General features: G+C 67.3%; 17 protein-coding genes. 14 read left to right on the top strand and 3 right to left on the bottom strand.

The window, feature by feature from the left end:
• The first annotated feature begins 47 nt into the window (after positions 1-47).
• The 6 genes from fabZ to CEK29_RS10360 all read left to right on the top strand — a co-directional run bounded on the left by fabZ (position 48) and on the right by CEK29_RS10360 (position 4434).
• Complete coding sequence (gene fabZ, locus CEK29_RS10335; protein ID WP_094799541.1) at positions 48-503, top strand: 3-hydroxyacyl-ACP dehydratase FabZ; 456 nt, start codon at positions 48-50, stop codon at positions 501-503.
• Complete coding sequence (gene lpxA / locus CEK29_RS10340) at positions 504-1298, top strand: acyl-ACP--UDP-N-acetylglucosamine O-acyltransferase (protein ID WP_094858031.1); 795 nt, start codon at positions 504-506, stop codon at positions 1296-1298.
• Entirely contained in the window at positions 1295-2491 is a 1197-nt protein-coding gene (lpxB, locus tag CEK29_RS10345) for a lipid-A-disaccharide synthase (RefSeq protein ID WP_094799543.1), read from the top strand. Before lpxA ends, lpxB begins: the two co-directional genes overlap by 4 nt.
• Positions 2478-3152, top strand: a complete 675-nt coding sequence (gene rnhB / locus CEK29_RS10350; protein ID WP_440588320.1) for a ribonuclease HII — start codon at positions 2478-2480, stop codon at positions 3150-3152. Before lpxB ends, rnhB begins: the two co-directional genes overlap by 14 nt.
• Positions 3149-3928, top strand: a complete 780-nt coding sequence (locus CEK29_RS10355) for a TrmH family RNA methyltransferase (RefSeq protein ID WP_094858032.1) — start codon at positions 3149-3151, stop codon at positions 3926-3928. Before rnhB ends, CEK29_RS10355 begins: the two co-directional genes overlap by 4 nt.
• 101 nt (positions 3929-4029) lie before the next feature.
• Complete coding sequence (locus CEK29_RS10360) at positions 4030-4434, top strand: hypothetical protein (RefSeq protein ID WP_094799545.1); 405 nt, start codon at positions 4030-4032, stop codon at positions 4432-4434.
• Positions 4435-4543: 109 nt separating this feature from the next.
• On the opposite strand, the gene ppsR is transcribed toward CEK29_RS10360, so the two are convergent.
• Positions 4544-5368, bottom strand: coding sequence for a posphoenolpyruvate synthetase regulatory kinase/phosphorylase PpsR (gene ppsR / locus CEK29_RS10365; protein ID WP_094799546.1), 825 nt, complete (start codon positions 5366-5368; stop codon positions 4544-4546).
• A gap of 182 nt (positions 5369-5550) precedes the next feature.
• Here ppsR and ppsA point away from each other — a divergent pair, with 182 nt between their 5' ends.
• On the top strand, positions 5551-7914 hold the full coding sequence (ppsA, locus tag CEK29_RS10370) for a phosphoenolpyruvate synthase (RefSeq protein ID WP_094799547.1): 2364 nt from the start codon (positions 5551-5553) through the stop codon (positions 7912-7914).
• 127 nt (positions 7915-8041) lie between these two features.
• On the opposite strand, the gene CEK29_RS10375 is transcribed toward ppsA, so the two are convergent.
• Positions 8042-8794, bottom strand: coding sequence for a glutamine amidotransferase (locus CEK29_RS10375; RefSeq protein ID WP_094799548.1), 753 nt, complete (start codon positions 8792-8794; stop codon positions 8042-8044).
• Positions 8795-8937: 143 nt separating this feature from the next.
• Between CEK29_RS10375 and CEK29_RS10380 the strand changes: the two genes are divergently transcribed.
• The 3 genes from CEK29_RS10380 to CEK29_RS10390 are packed head-to-tail and all read left to right on the top strand — an operon-like array spanning position 8938 to position 11588.
• Positions 8938-9387: an NfeD family protein gene (locus CEK29_RS10380; RefSeq protein WP_094799549.1), complete on the top strand. Its 450-nt coding sequence runs from the start codon at positions 8938-8940 to the stop codon at positions 9385-9387.
• A gap of 46 nt (positions 9388-9433) precedes the next feature.
• Complete coding sequence (locus CEK29_RS10385) at positions 9434-10360, top strand: SPFH domain-containing protein (RefSeq protein ID WP_094799550.1); 927 nt, start codon at positions 9434-9436, stop codon at positions 10358-10360.
• 49 nt (positions 10361-10409) lie between these two features.
• Positions 10410-11588: a GGDEF domain-containing protein gene (locus tag CEK29_RS10390; RefSeq protein ID WP_255176124.1), complete on the top strand. Its 1179-nt coding sequence runs from the start codon at positions 10410-10412 to the stop codon at positions 11586-11588.
• Positions 11589-11666: 78 nt separating this feature from the next.
• Here the strand turns inward: CEK29_RS10390 and smpB are convergent, their stop codons facing one another.
• A complete protein-coding gene (gene smpB / locus CEK29_RS10395) occupies positions 11667-12131 on the bottom strand; it encodes an SsrA-binding protein SmpB (RefSeq protein WP_094799551.1) in 465 nt (154 codons plus the stop codon).
• Between the two features lie 65 nt (positions 12132-12196).
• On the opposite strand from smpB, the gene CEK29_RS10400 reads away from it, so the two are divergent.
• The 4 genes from CEK29_RS10400 to CEK29_RS10415 all read left to right on the top strand — a co-directional run bounded on the left by CEK29_RS10400 (position 12197) and on the right by CEK29_RS10415 (position 15505).
• Positions 12197-12631 (top strand): type II toxin-antitoxin system RatA family toxin, encoded by a 435-nt coding sequence (locus tag CEK29_RS10400; protein WP_094858033.1) that lies wholly within the window; start codon positions 12197-12199, stop codon positions 12629-12631.
• Positions 12621-12962 carry an RnfH family protein gene (locus CEK29_RS10405; protein ID WP_094858034.1) on the top strand — a complete coding sequence of 114 codons (342 nt, stop codon included), beginning with the start codon at positions 12621-12623 and terminating at the stop codon, positions 12960-12962. The genes CEK29_RS10400 and CEK29_RS10405 overlap by 11 nt, the downstream gene beginning before the upstream one ends.
• 213 nt (positions 12963-13175) lie before the next feature.
• Positions 13176-14330, top strand: coding sequence for an acyl-CoA dehydrogenase family protein (locus CEK29_RS10410; protein ID WP_094858035.1), 1155 nt, complete (start codon positions 13176-13178; stop codon positions 14328-14330).
• Positions 14327-15505, top strand: coding sequence for an enoyl-CoA hydratase/isomerase family protein (locus CEK29_RS10415; RefSeq protein ID WP_094799555.1), 1179 nt, complete (start codon positions 14327-14329; stop codon positions 15503-15505). The genes CEK29_RS10410 and CEK29_RS10415 overlap by 4 nt, the downstream gene beginning before the upstream one ends.
• Positions 15506-15551: the final 46 nt, after the last annotated feature.

Genomic DNA, 15551 nt, shown 5'->3' on the forward strand with positions numbered 1-15551 from the left:
CGTCTGGCGATTCGCGCCATCACTTTACTCATATCGCAGGAAAGAAAATGGAACTCGACATCAAGGGGATAATGGAACGTCTGCCGCATCGCTATCCGATGCTGCTCATCGACCGCGTGCTCGAAATGGTGCCCGGCAAGTCCATCGTGGCGCTCAAGAACGTCTCGATCAACGAACCGTTCTTCGAAGGCCATTTCCCCCATCACCCCGTGATGCCCGGCGTGCTCATCATCGAAGCGATGGCGCAGGCCTCCGCGCTGTTCTCGTTCACCGATGAAAACGGCGGCCTGAAATGCGACGGCGCCAAGACCGCGTATTATCTGGTAGGTGTCGACGGCGCGCGTTTCCGTCGCCCGGTGGTGCCCGGCGATCAGCTGCGCATCGAAGTCGAAGCCGAGCGCCTCTCGCGTGCGATCTGCAAGTACCAGGGCCGTGCACTGGTCGATGGCCAGCTCGTGGCGGAAGCCAAGCTGATGTGCGCGATCCGTAGCCTGGAAGAGTAAATGTCAGGAAACATCCATCCCACCGCGGTGGTCGATCCCGCCGCGCAAATCGATAGCTCGGCAGTCATCGGCGCGTACGCGGTGGTGGGGCCGAACGTCACGATCGGCGCCGGCACCGAGATCGGTCCGCACTGCGTGGTCGACGGCGTGACCACCATCGGTCGCGACAACCGCTTCTACCGCTTCTGCTCGATCGGCGGCATGCCGCAAGACAAGAAGTACGCGGGCGAGCCCACGCGTCTGGTGATCGGCGACCGCAACACGGTGCGCGAGTTCACCACCCTCAACACCGGTACGGTGCAGGACGGCGGACTGACCACGGTCGGCGACGACAACTGGATCATGGCGTACGTGCACATCGCGCACGACTGCCACATCGGCAGCAACACCATCCTGGCCAACTCGGTCCAGCTGGGCGGCCACGTGCACGTGGGCGACTGGGCGATCGTGGGTGGCCTGACCGGCGTACATCAGTTCTCCAAGATCGGCGCGCACAGCATGACGGGCGGCAACAGCTCGCTCATGCAGGACACGCCGCCGTTCGTGCTGGGCGCGGGCAATCCGTGCCGGCCGGTGGGCATCAATACCGAAGGCCTCAAGCGCCGTGGCTTCACGCCGGCGCAGATTTCCGCGCTGCGCGACGCCTACAAGATCATCTACCGCCGCGGGCTGTCGCTCGATCTGGCCCGCGCCGAACTGCGTGCGCGCCAGGAAGCCGAGCCCGCCGTGGCCGAGCACCTCCAGACGCTGCTCGACTTCCTCGACTCGTCCAACCGGGGCATCATCCGGCCATGAGTCTGCGCATCGGCATGGTGGCCGGAGAGCCTTCGGGCGATCTGCTGGCCGGTCGGATCATCGGGGGCCTGCATGCGCAAGCCCCCGATGTGCATTGCGCGGGCATCGGCGGGCCGCAGATGCTGGCACGTGGCTTCGAGGCCTGGCATCCGATGCACGCGCTCACGGTGTTCGGCTACGTCGACGCGCTCAAGCGCATCCCGAGCCTGCTCTCGATCTACGGCAACGTAAAGAAGCGCTGGCTGGCCGAGCCGCCGTCGGTGTTCGTCGGCATCGACGCACCCGATTTCAACCTGCGCCTCGAGCAGCAGTTGCGCGAGGCCGGCACGCCCACGGTGCACTTCGTCGGGCCCTCGATCTGGGCCTGGCGCTACGAGCGCATCCACAAGATCCGTGCATCGGTGTCGCACATGCTGGTGCTCTTTCCGTTCGAGGAAGAGATCTACCGCAAGGAAGGCATACCGGTGACCTACGTCGGGCATCCGCTCGCGGGCGCCATCCCGATGGAACCCGACCGCGCCGCCGCGCGCCGCCGCCTCGGCCTCGATGCCGACGCCAGGATTCTCGCGATTTTGCCCGGCAGCCGCTCTTCCGAGATCCGGCTGCTGGCGCCGCGCTTTCTGGAGGCCGCGCGTCTGCTGCAGGCGCGCGATCCGGCCCTGCAGTGCGTGGTGCCCATGGTCAACGCCCAGCGCCGCGCCGAGTTCGAGGCGTTGCTGGCCGAGCATCCCGTCAAGAATCTGCGCGTCGTGACGTCCGACGATCTGGCCGACGGCCAGGGCGGAGGCGGCGCGCCGGTCGCGTGGAGCGTCATGGAGGCCAGCACCGCGGTGCTGGTTGCCAGCGGCACCGCCACGCTCGAGACCGCGCTGTACAAGCGTCCCATGGTCATTTCCTACGTGCTGTCGCCGTGGATGCGGCGCATCATGGCCTGGAAGTCCGGCCAGCAGCGCCCGTATCTGCCCTGGGTCGGCCTGCCCAACGTGCTGCTGCGTGATTTCGCCGTGCCCGAGGTGCTGCAAGACGACGCGACGCCGCAGGCGCTGGCCGACGCCACCTGGATCGCGCTGACGGACGACGCCAACCGCAACCGGGTCGAGGCGCGTTTCACGGCCATGCACCAGGAGCTGCTGCGCGACACGCCCCAACTCGCCGCCCAGGCCATTCTCGAGGTCGCCCATGGCGCGCGTTGAGGTCACCGTCCAGGCGGATATGTTCGGCGCGCCGGTGTTCGCGCCGCGCGCGGTCGCCGGTGTCGACGAGGCGGGCCGTGGCCCGCTGGCGGGCGCCGTCTATGCCGCCGCGGTGATTCTCGATCCCGACCGCCCGATCGACGGGCTGGCCGATTCCAAGGTGCTGAACGCCGCGCGGCGCGAGGCGCTCGCGGCCGAGATCCAGGCGCACGCGCATGCCTGGTGCATCGCCAGCGCCACGGTCGACGAGATCGACACGATGAACATCCTGCGGGCGACGATGCTGGCGATGGAGCGCGCGGTGCTGGGTCTGGCGCATGCGCCCGAGCTCGCCATGGTCGACGGCAATCAGTCGCCGCGGCTGCGCTGTGCGATCCAGACCGTGGTCAAAGGCGATGCGCTGGTGCCCGCGATTTCGGCTGCCTCCATCCTGGCCAAGACCGCGCGCGACGCCGACCTGCTGCGTCTGCATCTCGAGTATCCGCAATACGCGTTCGATCAGCACAAGGGCTACGGCACGGCGCTGCATCTCGAGCGCCTGCGCGAGCACGGCCCGTGTCCCGCGCACCGCCGCAGCTTCGCGCCGATCAAGGCCTGCCTGATCCCGGGCGCGCCGGTCGTGACGGTGCTCACCGGCGAATCCGCCGTGCTGCCCGCATGAAACACATCACCTCGCGCGACAATCCCGCCGTCAAGGCGCTCGCCAAGCTCGCGCAGGGCGCGGGCAAGCGCGGCGCGCCCGCGATCCTCGACGGCGTGCATCTGTGCGAAGCCTGGCTCGCCCAGGTCGGCATGCCGCGTCAGGCGATCTTCGATGTGGCGCGGCTGGATCAGCCCGCGCTGGCGAAGCTGGCGCACGCCGTGCCGCCCGAACGCTGTCTCGCGCTCGACACGCGCCTGCTGCACGCGGTCGCCACGGTCGAAGCGGAGCAGGGCGTCATGTTCGTGGTCGATCCCCCGGCCCCGGATCTGCCCGAGCGCATCGAGGGCGACTGCGTGCTGCTCGACCGCATCCAGGATCCCGGCAACGTCGGCACCTTGCTGCGCACCTGCGCAGCCGCCGGCATCCGGCGCGTGCTGCTGGCCACGGGCTGCGCCGCGGCTTGGTCGCCCAAGGTGCTGCGCAGCGGCCAGGGCGCACATTTCGCGCTGGACATCCACGAACATCTCGATCTGGATGCGGTGCTGGATCGCCTCGCCGCGCCGCTGGTGGCCACGGCCCTGGACGGCGGCCAGAGCCTGTACCGCGCCGCGCTGCCCGACGCCTGTGCCTGGGTGTTCGGTCACGAGGGGCAGGGCGTCGCGGCGTCCCTGCTGGCTCGCGCGGGCCTGAAGGTCTATATCCCCCACGATACCGAGGCGGTCGAGTCGCTCAACGTCGGCGCGGCGGCCGCCATCTGTCTGTTCGAGCAGCGCCGCCAGCGTCTGGCGGGCTGACGGCGGGTCCGGCACGGGCCGGACGGTCCGCGGATCAAAAATCCGATCCCTTCGCGCAACAGGCCGCCTATACTGGCGGCGTTCCGTCCCCAGGAGTTGGCATGCGTGGATCTTCGTTGTTTGTGGCTCGCCTGGTGCTGGCGCTGACGGGCCTGGTGGCCCTGAGCGGATGCATTTCGCTCGACACGCAGCGTGCGCGCCTGATCCCGGTGGCGGACCTGGATTCGCGCGGCCAGATCGCGGTCTCGCGCGAAGTGACGGCGACGCTGTCCGGCGGCGCGGTGCAGACCATTGCCTCCGGCTCGCAGTGGCGCCGCGTGGGCGCCATCGTGCAGGGCGACGTGTATCGCCCGCTGGACCGCGGTTTCACCCTGCAGGGCGCACGCCAGGTCGAGGCCTGGCTGGTGATCGCCCGCGCCAGGCTGGTCGGCTTCTACCTGCCCGGCGAGCAGGCGTTCGCGCCGCTGAAGACACCGGTGGCGCTGCCCGTCGAGATGCGGCAATAGGGCCGGCGGGCGGCGCCCGAGGGCGCCGCCGCCTGAAAGCCCCGATCAGCGGCCCGTCTGGGCCCCCAGCGGCCACTCAGCGGGCCCTCAGCGGCCCACCACCTGCCCATCAGCGGCCCAGCCCGACTTCCTGCAGCACGGTGGTGGCGATCTCTTCGATCGATTTGGTCGTGCTCGAGAGCCACGAGATGCCCTCGCGGCGCATCATGCGTTCGGCCTCGGCGACCTCGTAGCGGCATTGTTCGAGCTGCGCGTAGGCGCTGTTCGGACGCCGTTCGTTGCGCACCTCGGCCAGGCGCTCCGGCTGGATCGACAGGCCGAAGAGCTTGGCCCGATGCGGCGCGATAGTCTTGGGCAGCGTGCCGCGCTCGAAGTCGTCCGGCGTGAGCGGGAAGTTGGCCGCCTTGATGGCGTACTGCATCGCCAGGTAGAGGCTGGTCGGGGTCTTGCCGCAGCGGGACACGCCCACCAGGATCACGTCGGCCTGATCGAGCTGGTTCACGAACTGACCGTCGTCGTGGGCCAGGCTGAAGTTGATCGCGTCGATCCGGTTCCGATATTTCTCGGAGTTGGCGGCCATGTGCGAGCGGCCGATCGAGTGGCTCGATTTCAGACCCAGGGCCTGTTCGATGTGGCTCACGAAGGTGCCGAACAGGTCCAGGAACACGCCGTTGGCCTGCCGCACGCGGGCCAGGATTTCGGGGTTGACCAGCGTGCTGAAGACGATCGGCGGCACCCCGGTTTCCTGGGCGTTGCGGTCGATGCGGGCGGCGATCTCGTTGGCCTTCTCGAGGGTGTCGATATAGGGCAGGCGGACCGGCTTGAATTGCACCTGATCGAACTGGGACAGGACCGAGTGGCTGAAGGTCTCAGCCGTGATGCCGGTGCTGTCCGAAACGATGTAGACGGTGCGTTCGATGGGCGTTTGCGTCATATGTAAAAAATTCCAACCAGATCAGGGTTCGGGTCTACCCGAGCGGGTACAATTCCTCCCCTGTAAGAGTCACCCCAAGGGCGGTCCAAGGCCAGTTTGGTCAGCGCAGTCGGAGCGGTCAAAACCGCGTCCTCGCTGCACTTACCAAACTCGCTTTCTTTCCATTGTAAAAGGTGACTTTAATGTCGTACGTCGTTTCGTTCGAGCAGCTCCGCATGACGGATGTGGACTCGGTAGGAGGCAAGAACGCATCACTGGGTGAAATGATCAGTCAATTGGCAAGCGCCGGCGTGCGCGTGCCGGGTGGTTTCGCGACCACCGCCGATGCGTTCCGCGACTTCCTGAAGGATAGCGGTCTGGACAAGCGCATTGCCGACCGTCTCTCCACCCTCAACCCCGAAGACGTACGCGAACTGGCCTCGGCCGGCGCCGAGATCCGTCAGTGGCTGATCGACGCGCCGTTCTCGGCCGAGTTCGAAGCCGCCATCCGCACTGCCTTTGCCGCGCTCGACGCCGACGGCAAGGGCTCGTTCGCCGTGCGCTCGTCCGCCACGGCCGAAGACCTGCCCGACGCTTCGTTCGCCGGCCAGCAGGAAACCTTCCTGAACGTCGTCGGCATCGACGACGTGCTCGACAAGATCCGCCACGTGTTCGCGTCGCTCTACAACGACCGCGCGATCTCCTATCGCGTGCACAAGGGCTACGCCCACGCCGACGTCGCGCTGTCGGCCGGCATCCAGCGCATGGTGCGTTCCGACAAGGGCAGCGCCGGCGTGATGTTCACCATCGACACCGAGTCGGGCTTCCAGGACGTCGTGTTCATCACCTCGTCGTATGGCCTGGGCGAAACCGTCGTGCAGGGCGCCGTCAATCCCGACGAGTTCTACGTCTTCAAGCCCTCGCTCGCCAACGGTCACTACCCGATCGTCAGCCGCCGCATCGGCTCCAAGCTCATCAAGATGGAGTTCGATCCCGAGCGCACCGAAGGCCGCGCCGTGCGCACCGTCGACGTGCCCGTGTCCGAGCGCAACCGTTATTCGCTGACCGACGACGAAGTCGCCGAACTCGCGCGCTACGCCGTGATCATCGAGCAGCACTATAAGCGTCCGATGGACGTCGAGTGGGGCCGTGACGGCGTCGACGGCAAGATCTACATCCTGCAGGCTCGTCCCGAAACCGTGAAGTCGCAGCAGGGCGTCAACGACGTGCAACTGCGCTACCGCCTGAAGGCGACGGGCCAGGTGCTGATCACCGGCCGCGCGATCGGCCAGAAGATCGGCGCGGGTCCGGTCCGCATCGTGGCCGACGTGTCCGAAATGGACAAGGTCCAGCCGGGCGACGTGCTGGTCACCGACATGACCGATCCCAACTGGGAGCCGGTGATGAAGCGTGCTTCCGCCATCGTCACCAACCGCGGCGGCCGTACCTGCCACGCGGCCATCATCGCGCGTGAGCTCGGCATTCCCGCCGTGGTCGGCTGCGGCGAGGCCACCGATGTGCTGAAGGAAGGCCAGGCGGTCACCGTGTCGTGCGCCGAGGGCGACGAAGGCCGCATCTATGACGGTCTGATCGAAACCGAAGTCGAGGAAGTGCGCCGTGGCGCCATGCCCGAGATCGACGTCAAGATCATGATGAACGTCGGCAACCCGCAGCTCGCCTTCGACTTCGCGCAGATCCCGAACGCCGGCGTGGGCCTCGCCCGCCTCGAGTTCATCATCAACAACAACATCGGCATCCACCCGAAGGCGGTGCTCGACTACCCGAACGTCGATGGCGAGCTCAAGAAGGCCGTCGAGTCGGCCGCCCGTGGCTATGCCAGCCCGCGCGCCTTCTTCGTCGAGAAGCTGGCCGAAGGGATCGCCACCATCGGCGCCGCCTTCTATCCGAAGTCGGTGATCGTGCGCATGTCCGACTTCAAGTCGAACGAGTACCGCAAGCTGGTCGGCGGTTCGCGCTACGAGCCCGAGGAAGAGAACCCCATGCTGGGCTTCCGCGGCGCGTCGCGCTACATCGCCGACGACTTCGCCGAGTGCTTCCGCATGGAATGCGAAGCGCTGAAGAAGGTGCGCGACGAAATGGGTCTGACCAACGTCGAGATCATGGTGCCCTTCGTGCGTACCGTGAATCAGGCCAAGCGCGTGGTGGATCTGCTCGCCAAGCACGGCCTGAAGCGCGGCGAGAACGGCCTGAAGCTCATCATGATGTGCGAAGTGCCGTCCAACGCCATCCTGGCCGAGCAGTTCCTGGAGCACTTCGACGGCTTCTCGATCGGCTCGAACGACATGACCCAGCTCACGCTCGGTCTGGACCGTGACTCCGGCATGGAGTTGCTTGCCGCCGACTTCGACGAACGCGACGACGCCGTCAAGTTCATGCTGCGCCGTGCGATCCAGGCTTGCCTGTCGGCCAACAAGTACGTGGGTATCTGCGGCCAGGGCCCCAGCGACCACCCGGACTTCGCGCAGTGGCTGAAGGACGAGGGCATTCTGTCGATGTCGCTCAACCCGGACACCGTTGTCGATACCTGGCAGCGTCTGGCCAAGTAAGCGCCAGCGCGGCTCGCGCCGCGCTTGTGAAAAAGCCTTGCCGGCATCTGCTGGCAAGGCTTTTTTCATGGCCGGGCGCCGGTCGCGCCCCGCGCGGGGCGGCCCGCGGCCGAATGCGGTCGCGGTCTCAGGCGGCGATGGCGTCGTCCTGGCGCATGGCATGCAGCGCCAGGAAGCGGCGTACCAGCGTCGCGGCCTGCGGCGTGTCGGTCACGCCCCGGTGCAGCGCGGCGGTATCGAGGCCTTCGCGGCCATACGGCTCGGCGTACTGCACGATGTGATCCGCCACGAAGGCCGGCTGGAACTCGGGATGGAACTGGGTGCTGTAGATGCGCGGACCGTAGCGCAGAATCTGATTCGGATCGAGCGCCGAGCGGGCCAGCGAGACGGCGCCCTCGGGCAGGCGCAGCACGGTCTGGGCGTGCATCATCTGCGCGTCGAAACGGTCGGGCAGGCCGGCGAGCAGCAGGTCGGCGCCGGCCTCCTGGGCGAGATCGATGGGCATGGTGCCCAGCTCGCGGCCGGCCGGGTTGTAGCCGACCTCGCCGCCGAGCGCGTGCGCGAGCAGCTGATGGCCGTAGCAGATGCCGAACATCGGCAGGTCGGCGCGTGCCGCATCGCGCAGCCACTGGGCGCAGGTTTCGCTCCAGGGTTCGAGATCGGTGACCATGGCGGGCGAGCCGGTGAGCAGCGCGGCGCGGTACTGCCCGGGCGCGCGCGGCTGCTCGCCTTCCCAGACCCGCACGATCTCGACCTCGCCCGCCGACAGGCCCGCGGCCAGCCGCAGCATCTCGCCGTAACCACCGTATTGGCTGGCCAGGTCCGGCGCGGGATCGCCGGTGTGCAGAATCAGGACGGGCAGGGCGGGAACGGAGCTCATGGTGTCGAGTGAAACGCAATGTGGGAGCCGCGCGGCGCGCGGAGAGTCTGCATGATACCGCCACCGTGGCGCTGTCATCGGCGAGGGCGGCGAAAGCCCGTACAATTCGTTAAAGACCGAGGTCTGTACAGGGGGTCGTCAGCATGTGGTTCTGGTTCGGCATGGCAGCGCTCGCGCTTATCGGCGAGCTGAGTTCCGGCACTTTCTATCTGCTCCTGGTGGCACTGGGCATGCTCGCGGGCGGCCTGGCCGCCTGGGGCGGTCTCGATCTGCAGTGGCAGATCCTCATCTGCGCGGGCGTCTCACTGGTGGGCCTGCTCGTGCTGCGCCGCTCCGGCGTGCTCAAGAAGCGCGAGGTCGACGCCGAAGGCAATGCCGACGTCAACCTCGACATCGGGCAGCCCGTCGACGTGCAGAACTGGTCCGCCGACGGCGATGCGCGCGTCTGGTACCGCGGCGCGCACTGGCAGGCGCGGCTGGCCGAAGGGGCGCCGCGCGTCAGTGGCGCGCATCGCATCACCGCGGTGCGGGGCTCCGTGCTGGTCCTCACGCCGCGCAACGACGCGCCGGCCGGCGCGCCCGCGGCGCGCTGAGACTCATGCGCGGGCAGCGGGCCCGCGCAATTCTTCTGGAGTGAATATGCTGGATATTTCTACCATCGTCTTGCTTGTGGTGCTGCTGCTGGCGCTGATCATCATCGTCAAGGCCATCGCCATCGTGCCGCAGCAGCACGCCTGGGTGGTCGAGCGTCTGGGCAAGTTCGATCGCGTGCTGTCGCCGGGCGCGGGCTTCGTGATCCCCTTCATCGAACGCGTGGCCTACAAGCACTCGCTCAAGGAAATCCCGCTCGACGTGCCCAGCCAGGTCTGCATCACGCGTGACAACACGCAATTGCAGGTCGACGGCGTGCTGTACTTCCAGGTCACCGACCCGATGCGCGCCTCGTACGGCTCGTCGAACTACATCCTGGCCATCACCCAGCTGTCGCAGACCACGCTGCGCTCGGTGATCGGCAAGCTCGAACTCGACCGCACCTTCGAAGAGCGCGAGTTCATCAACAGCACCATCGTCGCCTCGCTCGACGAGGCCGCGCTCAACTGGGGCGTGAAGGTGTTGCGCTACGAGATCAAGGATCTCACCCCGCCCAACGAAATCCTGCGCGCGATGCAGGCGCAGATCACGGCCGAGCGCGAGAAGCGCGCGCTGATCGCCGCCTCCGAGGGCCGCCGCCAGGAGCAGATCAACATCGCCACCGGCGAACGCGAAGCGGCGATCGCCCGCTCCGAAGGTGAAAAGCAGGCGCAGATCAACAAGGCCCAGGGCGAGGCCGCCGCGGTGGTGGCGATCGCCGAGGCCAATGCCCGCGCCATCGCGCAGGTCGGCGAAGCGGTCAAGCTGCCGGGCGGCATGGAGGCGGTCAACCTGAAGGTCGCCGAGCAGTATGTCGATGCTTTCGCCAAGGTGGCCAAGGAAGGCAATACGCTCATCGTGCCCTCGACCCTCTCCGACATGGGCGGCCTCGTGGCATCGGCCATGTCCATCGTCAAATCCACCCGCACGCCCTGATTCCATCCTTGCGCATACGGCGCCGCTGCCCCGGGGGTGGCGGCGCCGTATGCGCACTCACGCCATGCTGGCACCGGTCAATCTGCTCCTCATCACCGCGCTCGCGGCCTTCATCGCGCTCTGCGTGCTGGGGTCGTTGGCACGCAGCGGTATCGCCGGCATTCGCGCGGCGCTCTGGTCCAATGTCCTGACGATCGTGGCGCTGGTCGCCTTCACCGGCCAGACGCGTCAGGATGGCTGGTGGTTGTCGATCATGTTGGCCAACCTGCTGATGAGCGGGGGCATCTGCCTGTTCTACGCGGGCTTCCGCCAGTTTCTCGGGCTGGCGGTGCCGTGGCGCCGGCTCGGGCTGGGCCTCGCGCTGCTGATGGGCACGCTGTTCTTCTTCACCTACGTGCACTGGAACCTCGCCGCGCGCATCGTGGCGGCGTCCGGTCTGCACCTGGTGATCCTGGCGTCCCTGGGCTATCAGATCTGGTCGCTCGAGCGTAAGCGGGGCTGGCGCTACAGCGAGGTGTTCACGCTCGCGCTCATGGTGACGGCGGTGATCGGCCATGCGGTGCGCATGGTGGTGTATGGCGCCGACCTCGAACAGTCGGTGGTGATGATGTCGCCCACCTTCTGGAACGTGCTGTTCCTGTCGCTGGGCGTGCTCGTGATGCCGAGCCTCACGCTGGGCTTCATCCTGATGATCCACGATCGCATGCTGGCCGAGCGCGAGCGCGAGGCCAACATCGATTTTCTGACGGGCGTGCTGTCGCGCAAGGCCTGGTGGGGCGAGGTGCAGCGCCTGGGCGCGCAATCGCGCCGTGGCCGCGCCTCGGTCGCCGTGCTGGTCCTCGATATCGATAACTTCAAGCGCATCAACGACAGCTGTGGCCACGCCGGTGGCGACGCGGTGCTGCGCCACTTCGCCACGCTGGCCGCGACGGCGCTGCGTGCGAGCGATGTGCTGGGGCGCCTGGGCGGAGAAGAGTTCGTGGTGGCGATGCCGGGGACGTCGCTGCAGGACGCCCGGCTGGCGGCCGAGCGCCTGCTCGCGGCGGTGGCGGCCGTGCCGTGCCGCCATGGCGAGCATGTCGTGAGCTACACCTTCAGCGCGGGCATTGCGCGCTGGGACGACGAGCAGACCCTGGCCGACGTGATCGAGCGCGCCGACCGCGCGCTGTATGCGGCCAAGCAGGGCGGCCGTAACCGCGTGGTGATGGATACCAGCGTCCCGGTGTAGCGTGCGCGCTGCGCACGCCCAGGGCGCAAGGGGGCGCCACCCCCGCGCACAGGGGCGGGGGCAGGGCGTGGGCCGGGTTCAGTCGCGCGGCTTGCTGCGGGTGTCGTGTTTCATGACACGCTCGCGTTCGCGCTGCCAGTCTTTTTCGCGGGCGGTGTCGCGCTTGTCGTACAGCTTCTTGCCGCGGCCGAGCGCGAAGTCCAGCTTGATGCGGCCGTTTTTGTAGTGCAGATTGAGGGGAACCAGCGTGAAGCCGCGCTGTTCGACCTTGCCGATCAGCTTGCTGATTTCTTCGCTGTGCAGCAGCAACTTGCGCGTGCGCACGGCGTCGGGATGGATGTGTGTCGAGGCCGTGGGCAGCGGGCTGACGTGCATGCCCAGCAGGAACAACTCGCCATCGCGTACGATGACGTAGCTCTCCTTGAGCTGCACGCGTCCTTCGCGGATCGCCTTGACCTCCCAGCCTTCCAGGACCAGGCCGGCCTCAAAGCGATCTTCGATGAAATAGTCGTGCGTGGCCTTGCGGTTTTCGATGATGCTCATAGACGCAATGAATGGGGCGCGCGATACCGGTAAAATCTTGCCATTCTAGCCATTTGCGATAGCCGATGCACAAAGTCCAACGTTCCGTCCTCGTGCCCTACAGCGACGCCCAGATGTTTCAGCTGGTGGCCGATGTCGATAAATACCCGGAATTCATGCCCTGGTGTGGTGGTGCCGAGATCCAGTCGCGTGACGAACACGGCATGCAGGCCTCGGTGACGATCAGTTTTGCCGGGCTGAAGCAGCGTTTTACCACGCGCAACACCCACGACTTCCCGCGCCGCATCGACCTCGAGCTGGTCGATGGGCCGTTCTCGATGCTGGTGGGGCACTGGGAATTCCAGCCGCTCGCCGAAGATGCCTGCAAGGTGCTGTTCACCATGGAGTACGCGTTCTCGAACCGCGCGCTCGAGATGGTGGTGGGGCCGGTGTTCAACCGGATTGCCAGCAGTTTCATCGAGTCGTTCACCAAGCGGGCAGGGCAGGTGGATGGCGAGTGAGCCTGGCCACATCGCCGTGAGCGTCTGCTATGCGCGGGCGCACGATGTGTGGTCGCGCGAGCTGCGCCTGCCGGCCGGCGCCACGCTGGCGCGGGCGCTCGCCGAGAGCGGCTTCGCGCAGGCCTTCCCCGGCGTCGACCCGCTGGCCCACGGCGTGGGCGTGCTCGGTCAGCTGCGGGGTCCCGAGACCGTGCTGGCCGATGGCGACCGGGTCGAGATCTACCGCGCGCTGAGCTTCGATCCCAAGGAGTCGCGCCGCCGGCGCGATGCCCACCGCCGCGCCACGGCGGCCGCCAAGGGCGGTCGCACCCGTCCGGCCGGCCTGCTGTAGCCACCGGTTCTCGCCGCTTAATTCGTCCCTGATTTTTGTCCGTGGGCGCCGCCCCGATTGTCTTGCGCAAGACAGCCGGCCGGCGGCGTACGCCGTAACATCGGCGTCGCGGTCTTACGTTTACGTCAACGTCATGCCAGAATGGGCATGCGACGGTTCACGAGGCCGCAGCAATCCCATAAGACCATACCGACAATAATCAGGAGACGGGCTTTGGATCTCGAACTCACCGAAGAACAACGGGCGTTCGCCCAGGCCGCGCGCGACTACGCGCAGGGCGAGCTCGCGCCGCACGCGGCGCGCTGGGACGCCGAGGGCATCTTCCCGCGCGAGGCCTTCGCCCGCGCCGGCGCGCTCGGATTCTGCGCGATCTATGCCAGCGAAGAGATCGGCGGCCTGGGCCTGCCCCGGCTCGACGCCACGCTGGTGTTCGAAGAAATGGCGGCGGTGGACCCGTCGACCACGGCATTCCTCACCATTCACAACATGGTCACCTGGATGGTCGGTGAATGGGCCAAGCCCGAGGTCCGGGCGCATTGGGGCCCGCTGCTGGCGAGCGGCGAGAAGCTCGCCTCCTACTGTCTCACCGAACCGGGCGCGGGCTCGGATGCGGGCTCGCTCTCGACCCGCGCCGAACGCGATGGCGACAGCTACGTGCTCAACGGCGCCAAGGCGTTCATCTCGGGCGGGGGCGACACCGATCTGCTGCTCGTGATGGCGCGCACCGGCGGCGCGGGCGCGGGCGGGATCAGCGCCTTCGCGGTGCCGGCCGACAGCGCCGGCATCACGTACGGCCGCAAGGAAGAAAAGATGGGCTGGAACAGCCAGTCCACCCGGCCCATCACCTTCGAGAACGTGCGCGTGCCGGCCGACCACCTGCTGGGCCAGGAAGGCGAGGGCTTCAAGTTCGCCATGAAAGGCCTGGACGGCGGCCGCATCAACATCGGCACCTGCTCGGTGGGCGCCGCGCAGGGCGCGCTCGATGCCGCGCGCCGCTACATGGACGAGCGGCGCCAGTTCAATCGCAAGCTCTCCGAGTTCCAGGCGCTGCAGTTCAAGCTGGCCGACATGGCGACGCATCTCGTGGCGGCGCGCCAGATGGTGCGGCTGGCGGCGTGCAAGCTCGACGCGGGCTCGCCCGACGCGGGCACCTACTGCGCGATGGCCAAGCGCTTCGCCACGGACATGGGGTTTCAGATCTGCCTCGACGCCCAGCAGATACACGGCGGCTATGGGTATTTGCGGGACTACCCGCTGGAGCGCCTTGTGCGCGATACTCGTGTCCATCAGATACTCGAGGGCACCAACGAGATCATGCGAGTGATCGTTGCGCGTCAGTTGTTGGAGAAAGGAGCAGATATACGATGACTTCCCCTGTGTTGTTCGAAGAACGGATCGCCGATAACGGCTCGCGCATCGGCGTGGCCACCCTCAATGCCCCGCAGACGCTCAATGGCCTGTCGCTCGAGATGGTCGACCTGCTCGATGAGCGCCTGCAACGCTGGGCGGTGGATCCGGCCGTGGCGCTGGTGATTCTGCAAGGGGCGGGCGACCGCGCCTTCTGCGCCGGTGGCGATCTGCAAGGGCTGTATCGCAGCATGAAAGAGCATCAGGGCGAGGGGCCCTGGGCCAATGCCTACGCCCGCAGGTTCTTCGAGCACGAGTACCGCCTCGACTATCGCATTCACGCGTTTCCCAAGCCCATCCTGTGCTGGGGCAGCGGCATCGTGATGGGCGGCGGCATGGGGCTGATGATGGGGGCGAGCCATCGCGTGGTCAGCGAGACCACGCGCATGGCCATGCCCGAGATCACGATCGGCCTGTTTCCGGACGTGGGGGGCAGCTGGCTGCTCAACCGCATGCCCGGCCGCACCGGCCTGTTCCTGGCGCTGACCGGCGCCAACCTGAATGGCTCCGACGCGTTCTATGCCGGCATGGCGGATTTCCGCCTCGATACGGCGCGCTGGGACGATTTCAACGAGGCCCTGCTGCACGAGCCCTGGGCGGCCCAGCCGGGCGGCCCGGGCACGGGCAATATCGCGCCGCGTTCGATCAACGACGGCCTGCTGCGCCAGGTCTTGCTGGCGCATGAGCCGTCCGCGCCGCTCGAGCCGGGTCCGCTGCGTCACAACGCGTTCCTGGTCAACAGCGTGGCCGGCAGCAATCGCCTCGAAGAAGTGTATGAAGAGATCGCCGAGCTGAAGGATCACGCCGATCCCTGGCTGGCGCGCGCCGCCCAGACCATGCTGGCCGGCTCGCCCGGCTCGGCGCGCCTGGCGTTCGCGCTGCAGAACCGCCTGCGTCTGCGCTCGCTCGAGGACGTGTTCCGCGCGGAATACGTGGCCGCGCTCGTCGCGACCTCTTACGGCGACTTCCAGGAAGGCATCCGCGCGCTGCTGATCGACAAGGACAAGCGCCCGCGCTGGCATCCGGCCACGCTCGAAGACGCGACCGATGCCTGGGTGCAGCAGTTCTTCGTCGAGCCCTGGCCCGAAGGCACGGAGCATCCGCTCGAAGACCTCGGCCGCGCGGAGCTCGGCTGACGGGCGCCATCCGCGCGACAGCGCGCAAAACATAAAAAGCGCGGCG

It is taken from the genome of Bordetella genomosp. 5 (assembly GCF_002261475.1).
Taxonomy (GTDB): domain Bacteria; phylum Pseudomonadota; class Gammaproteobacteria; order Burkholderiales; family Burkholderiaceae_B; genus Bordetella.

Coding starts and splice junctions, on each gene's coding strand:
- rnhB (WP_440588320.1), top strand. CDS start 2,478: ATGGCGCGCGTTGAGGTCACCGTCCAGGCGGATATGTTCGGCGCGCCG.
- CEK29_RS10380 (WP_094799549.1), top strand. CDS start 8,938: ATGTGGTTCTGGTTCGGCATGGCAGCGCTCGCGCTTATCGGCGAGCTG.
- CEK29_RS10405 (WP_094858034.1), top strand. CDS start 12,621: ATGGCGAGTGAGCCTGGCCACATCGCCGTGAGCGTCTGCTATGCGCGG.
- lpxA (WP_094858031.1), top strand. CDS start 504: ATGTCAGGAAACATCCATCCCACCGCGGTGGTCGATCCCGCCGCGCAA.
- CEK29_RS10385 (WP_094799550.1), top strand. CDS start 9,434: ATGCTGGATATTTCTACCATCGTCTTGCTTGTGGTGCTGCTGCTGGCG.
- lpxB (WP_094799543.1), top strand. CDS start 1,295: ATGAGTCTGCGCATCGGCATGGTGGCCGGAGAGCCTTCGGGCGATCTG.
- CEK29_RS10360 (WP_094799545.1), top strand. CDS start 4,030: ATGCGTGGATCTTCGTTGTTTGTGGCTCGCCTGGTGCTGGCGCTGACG.
- CEK29_RS10400 (WP_094858033.1), top strand. CDS start 12,197: ATGCACAAAGTCCAACGTTCCGTCCTCGTGCCCTACAGCGACGCCCAG.
- ppsA (WP_094799547.1), top strand. CDS start 5,551: ATGTCGTACGTCGTTTCGTTCGAGCAGCTCCGCATGACGGATGTGGAC.
- smpB (WP_094799551.1), bottom strand. CDS start 12,131: ATGAGCATCATCGAAAACCGCAAGGCCACGCACGACTATTTCATCGAA.
- CEK29_RS10390 (WP_255176124.1), top strand. CDS start 10,410: ATGCGCACTCACGCCATGCTGGCACCGGTCAATCTGCTCCTCATCACC.
- CEK29_RS10355 (WP_094858032.1), top strand. CDS start 3,149: ATGAAACACATCACCTCGCGCGACAATCCCGCCGTCAAGGCGCTCGCC.
- CEK29_RS10375 (WP_094799548.1), bottom strand. CDS start 8,794: ATGAGCTCCGTTCCCGCCCTGCCCGTCCTGATTCTGCACACCGGCGAT.
- ppsR (WP_094799546.1), bottom strand. CDS start 5,368: ATGACGCAAACGCCCATCGAACGCACCGTCTACATCGTTTCGGACAGC.
- CEK29_RS10415 (WP_094799555.1), top strand. CDS start 14,327: ATGACTTCCCCTGTGTTGTTCGAAGAACGGATCGCCGATAACGGCTCG.
- fabZ (WP_094799541.1), top strand. CDS start 48: ATGGAACTCGACATCAAGGGGATAATGGAACGTCTGCCGCATCGCTAT.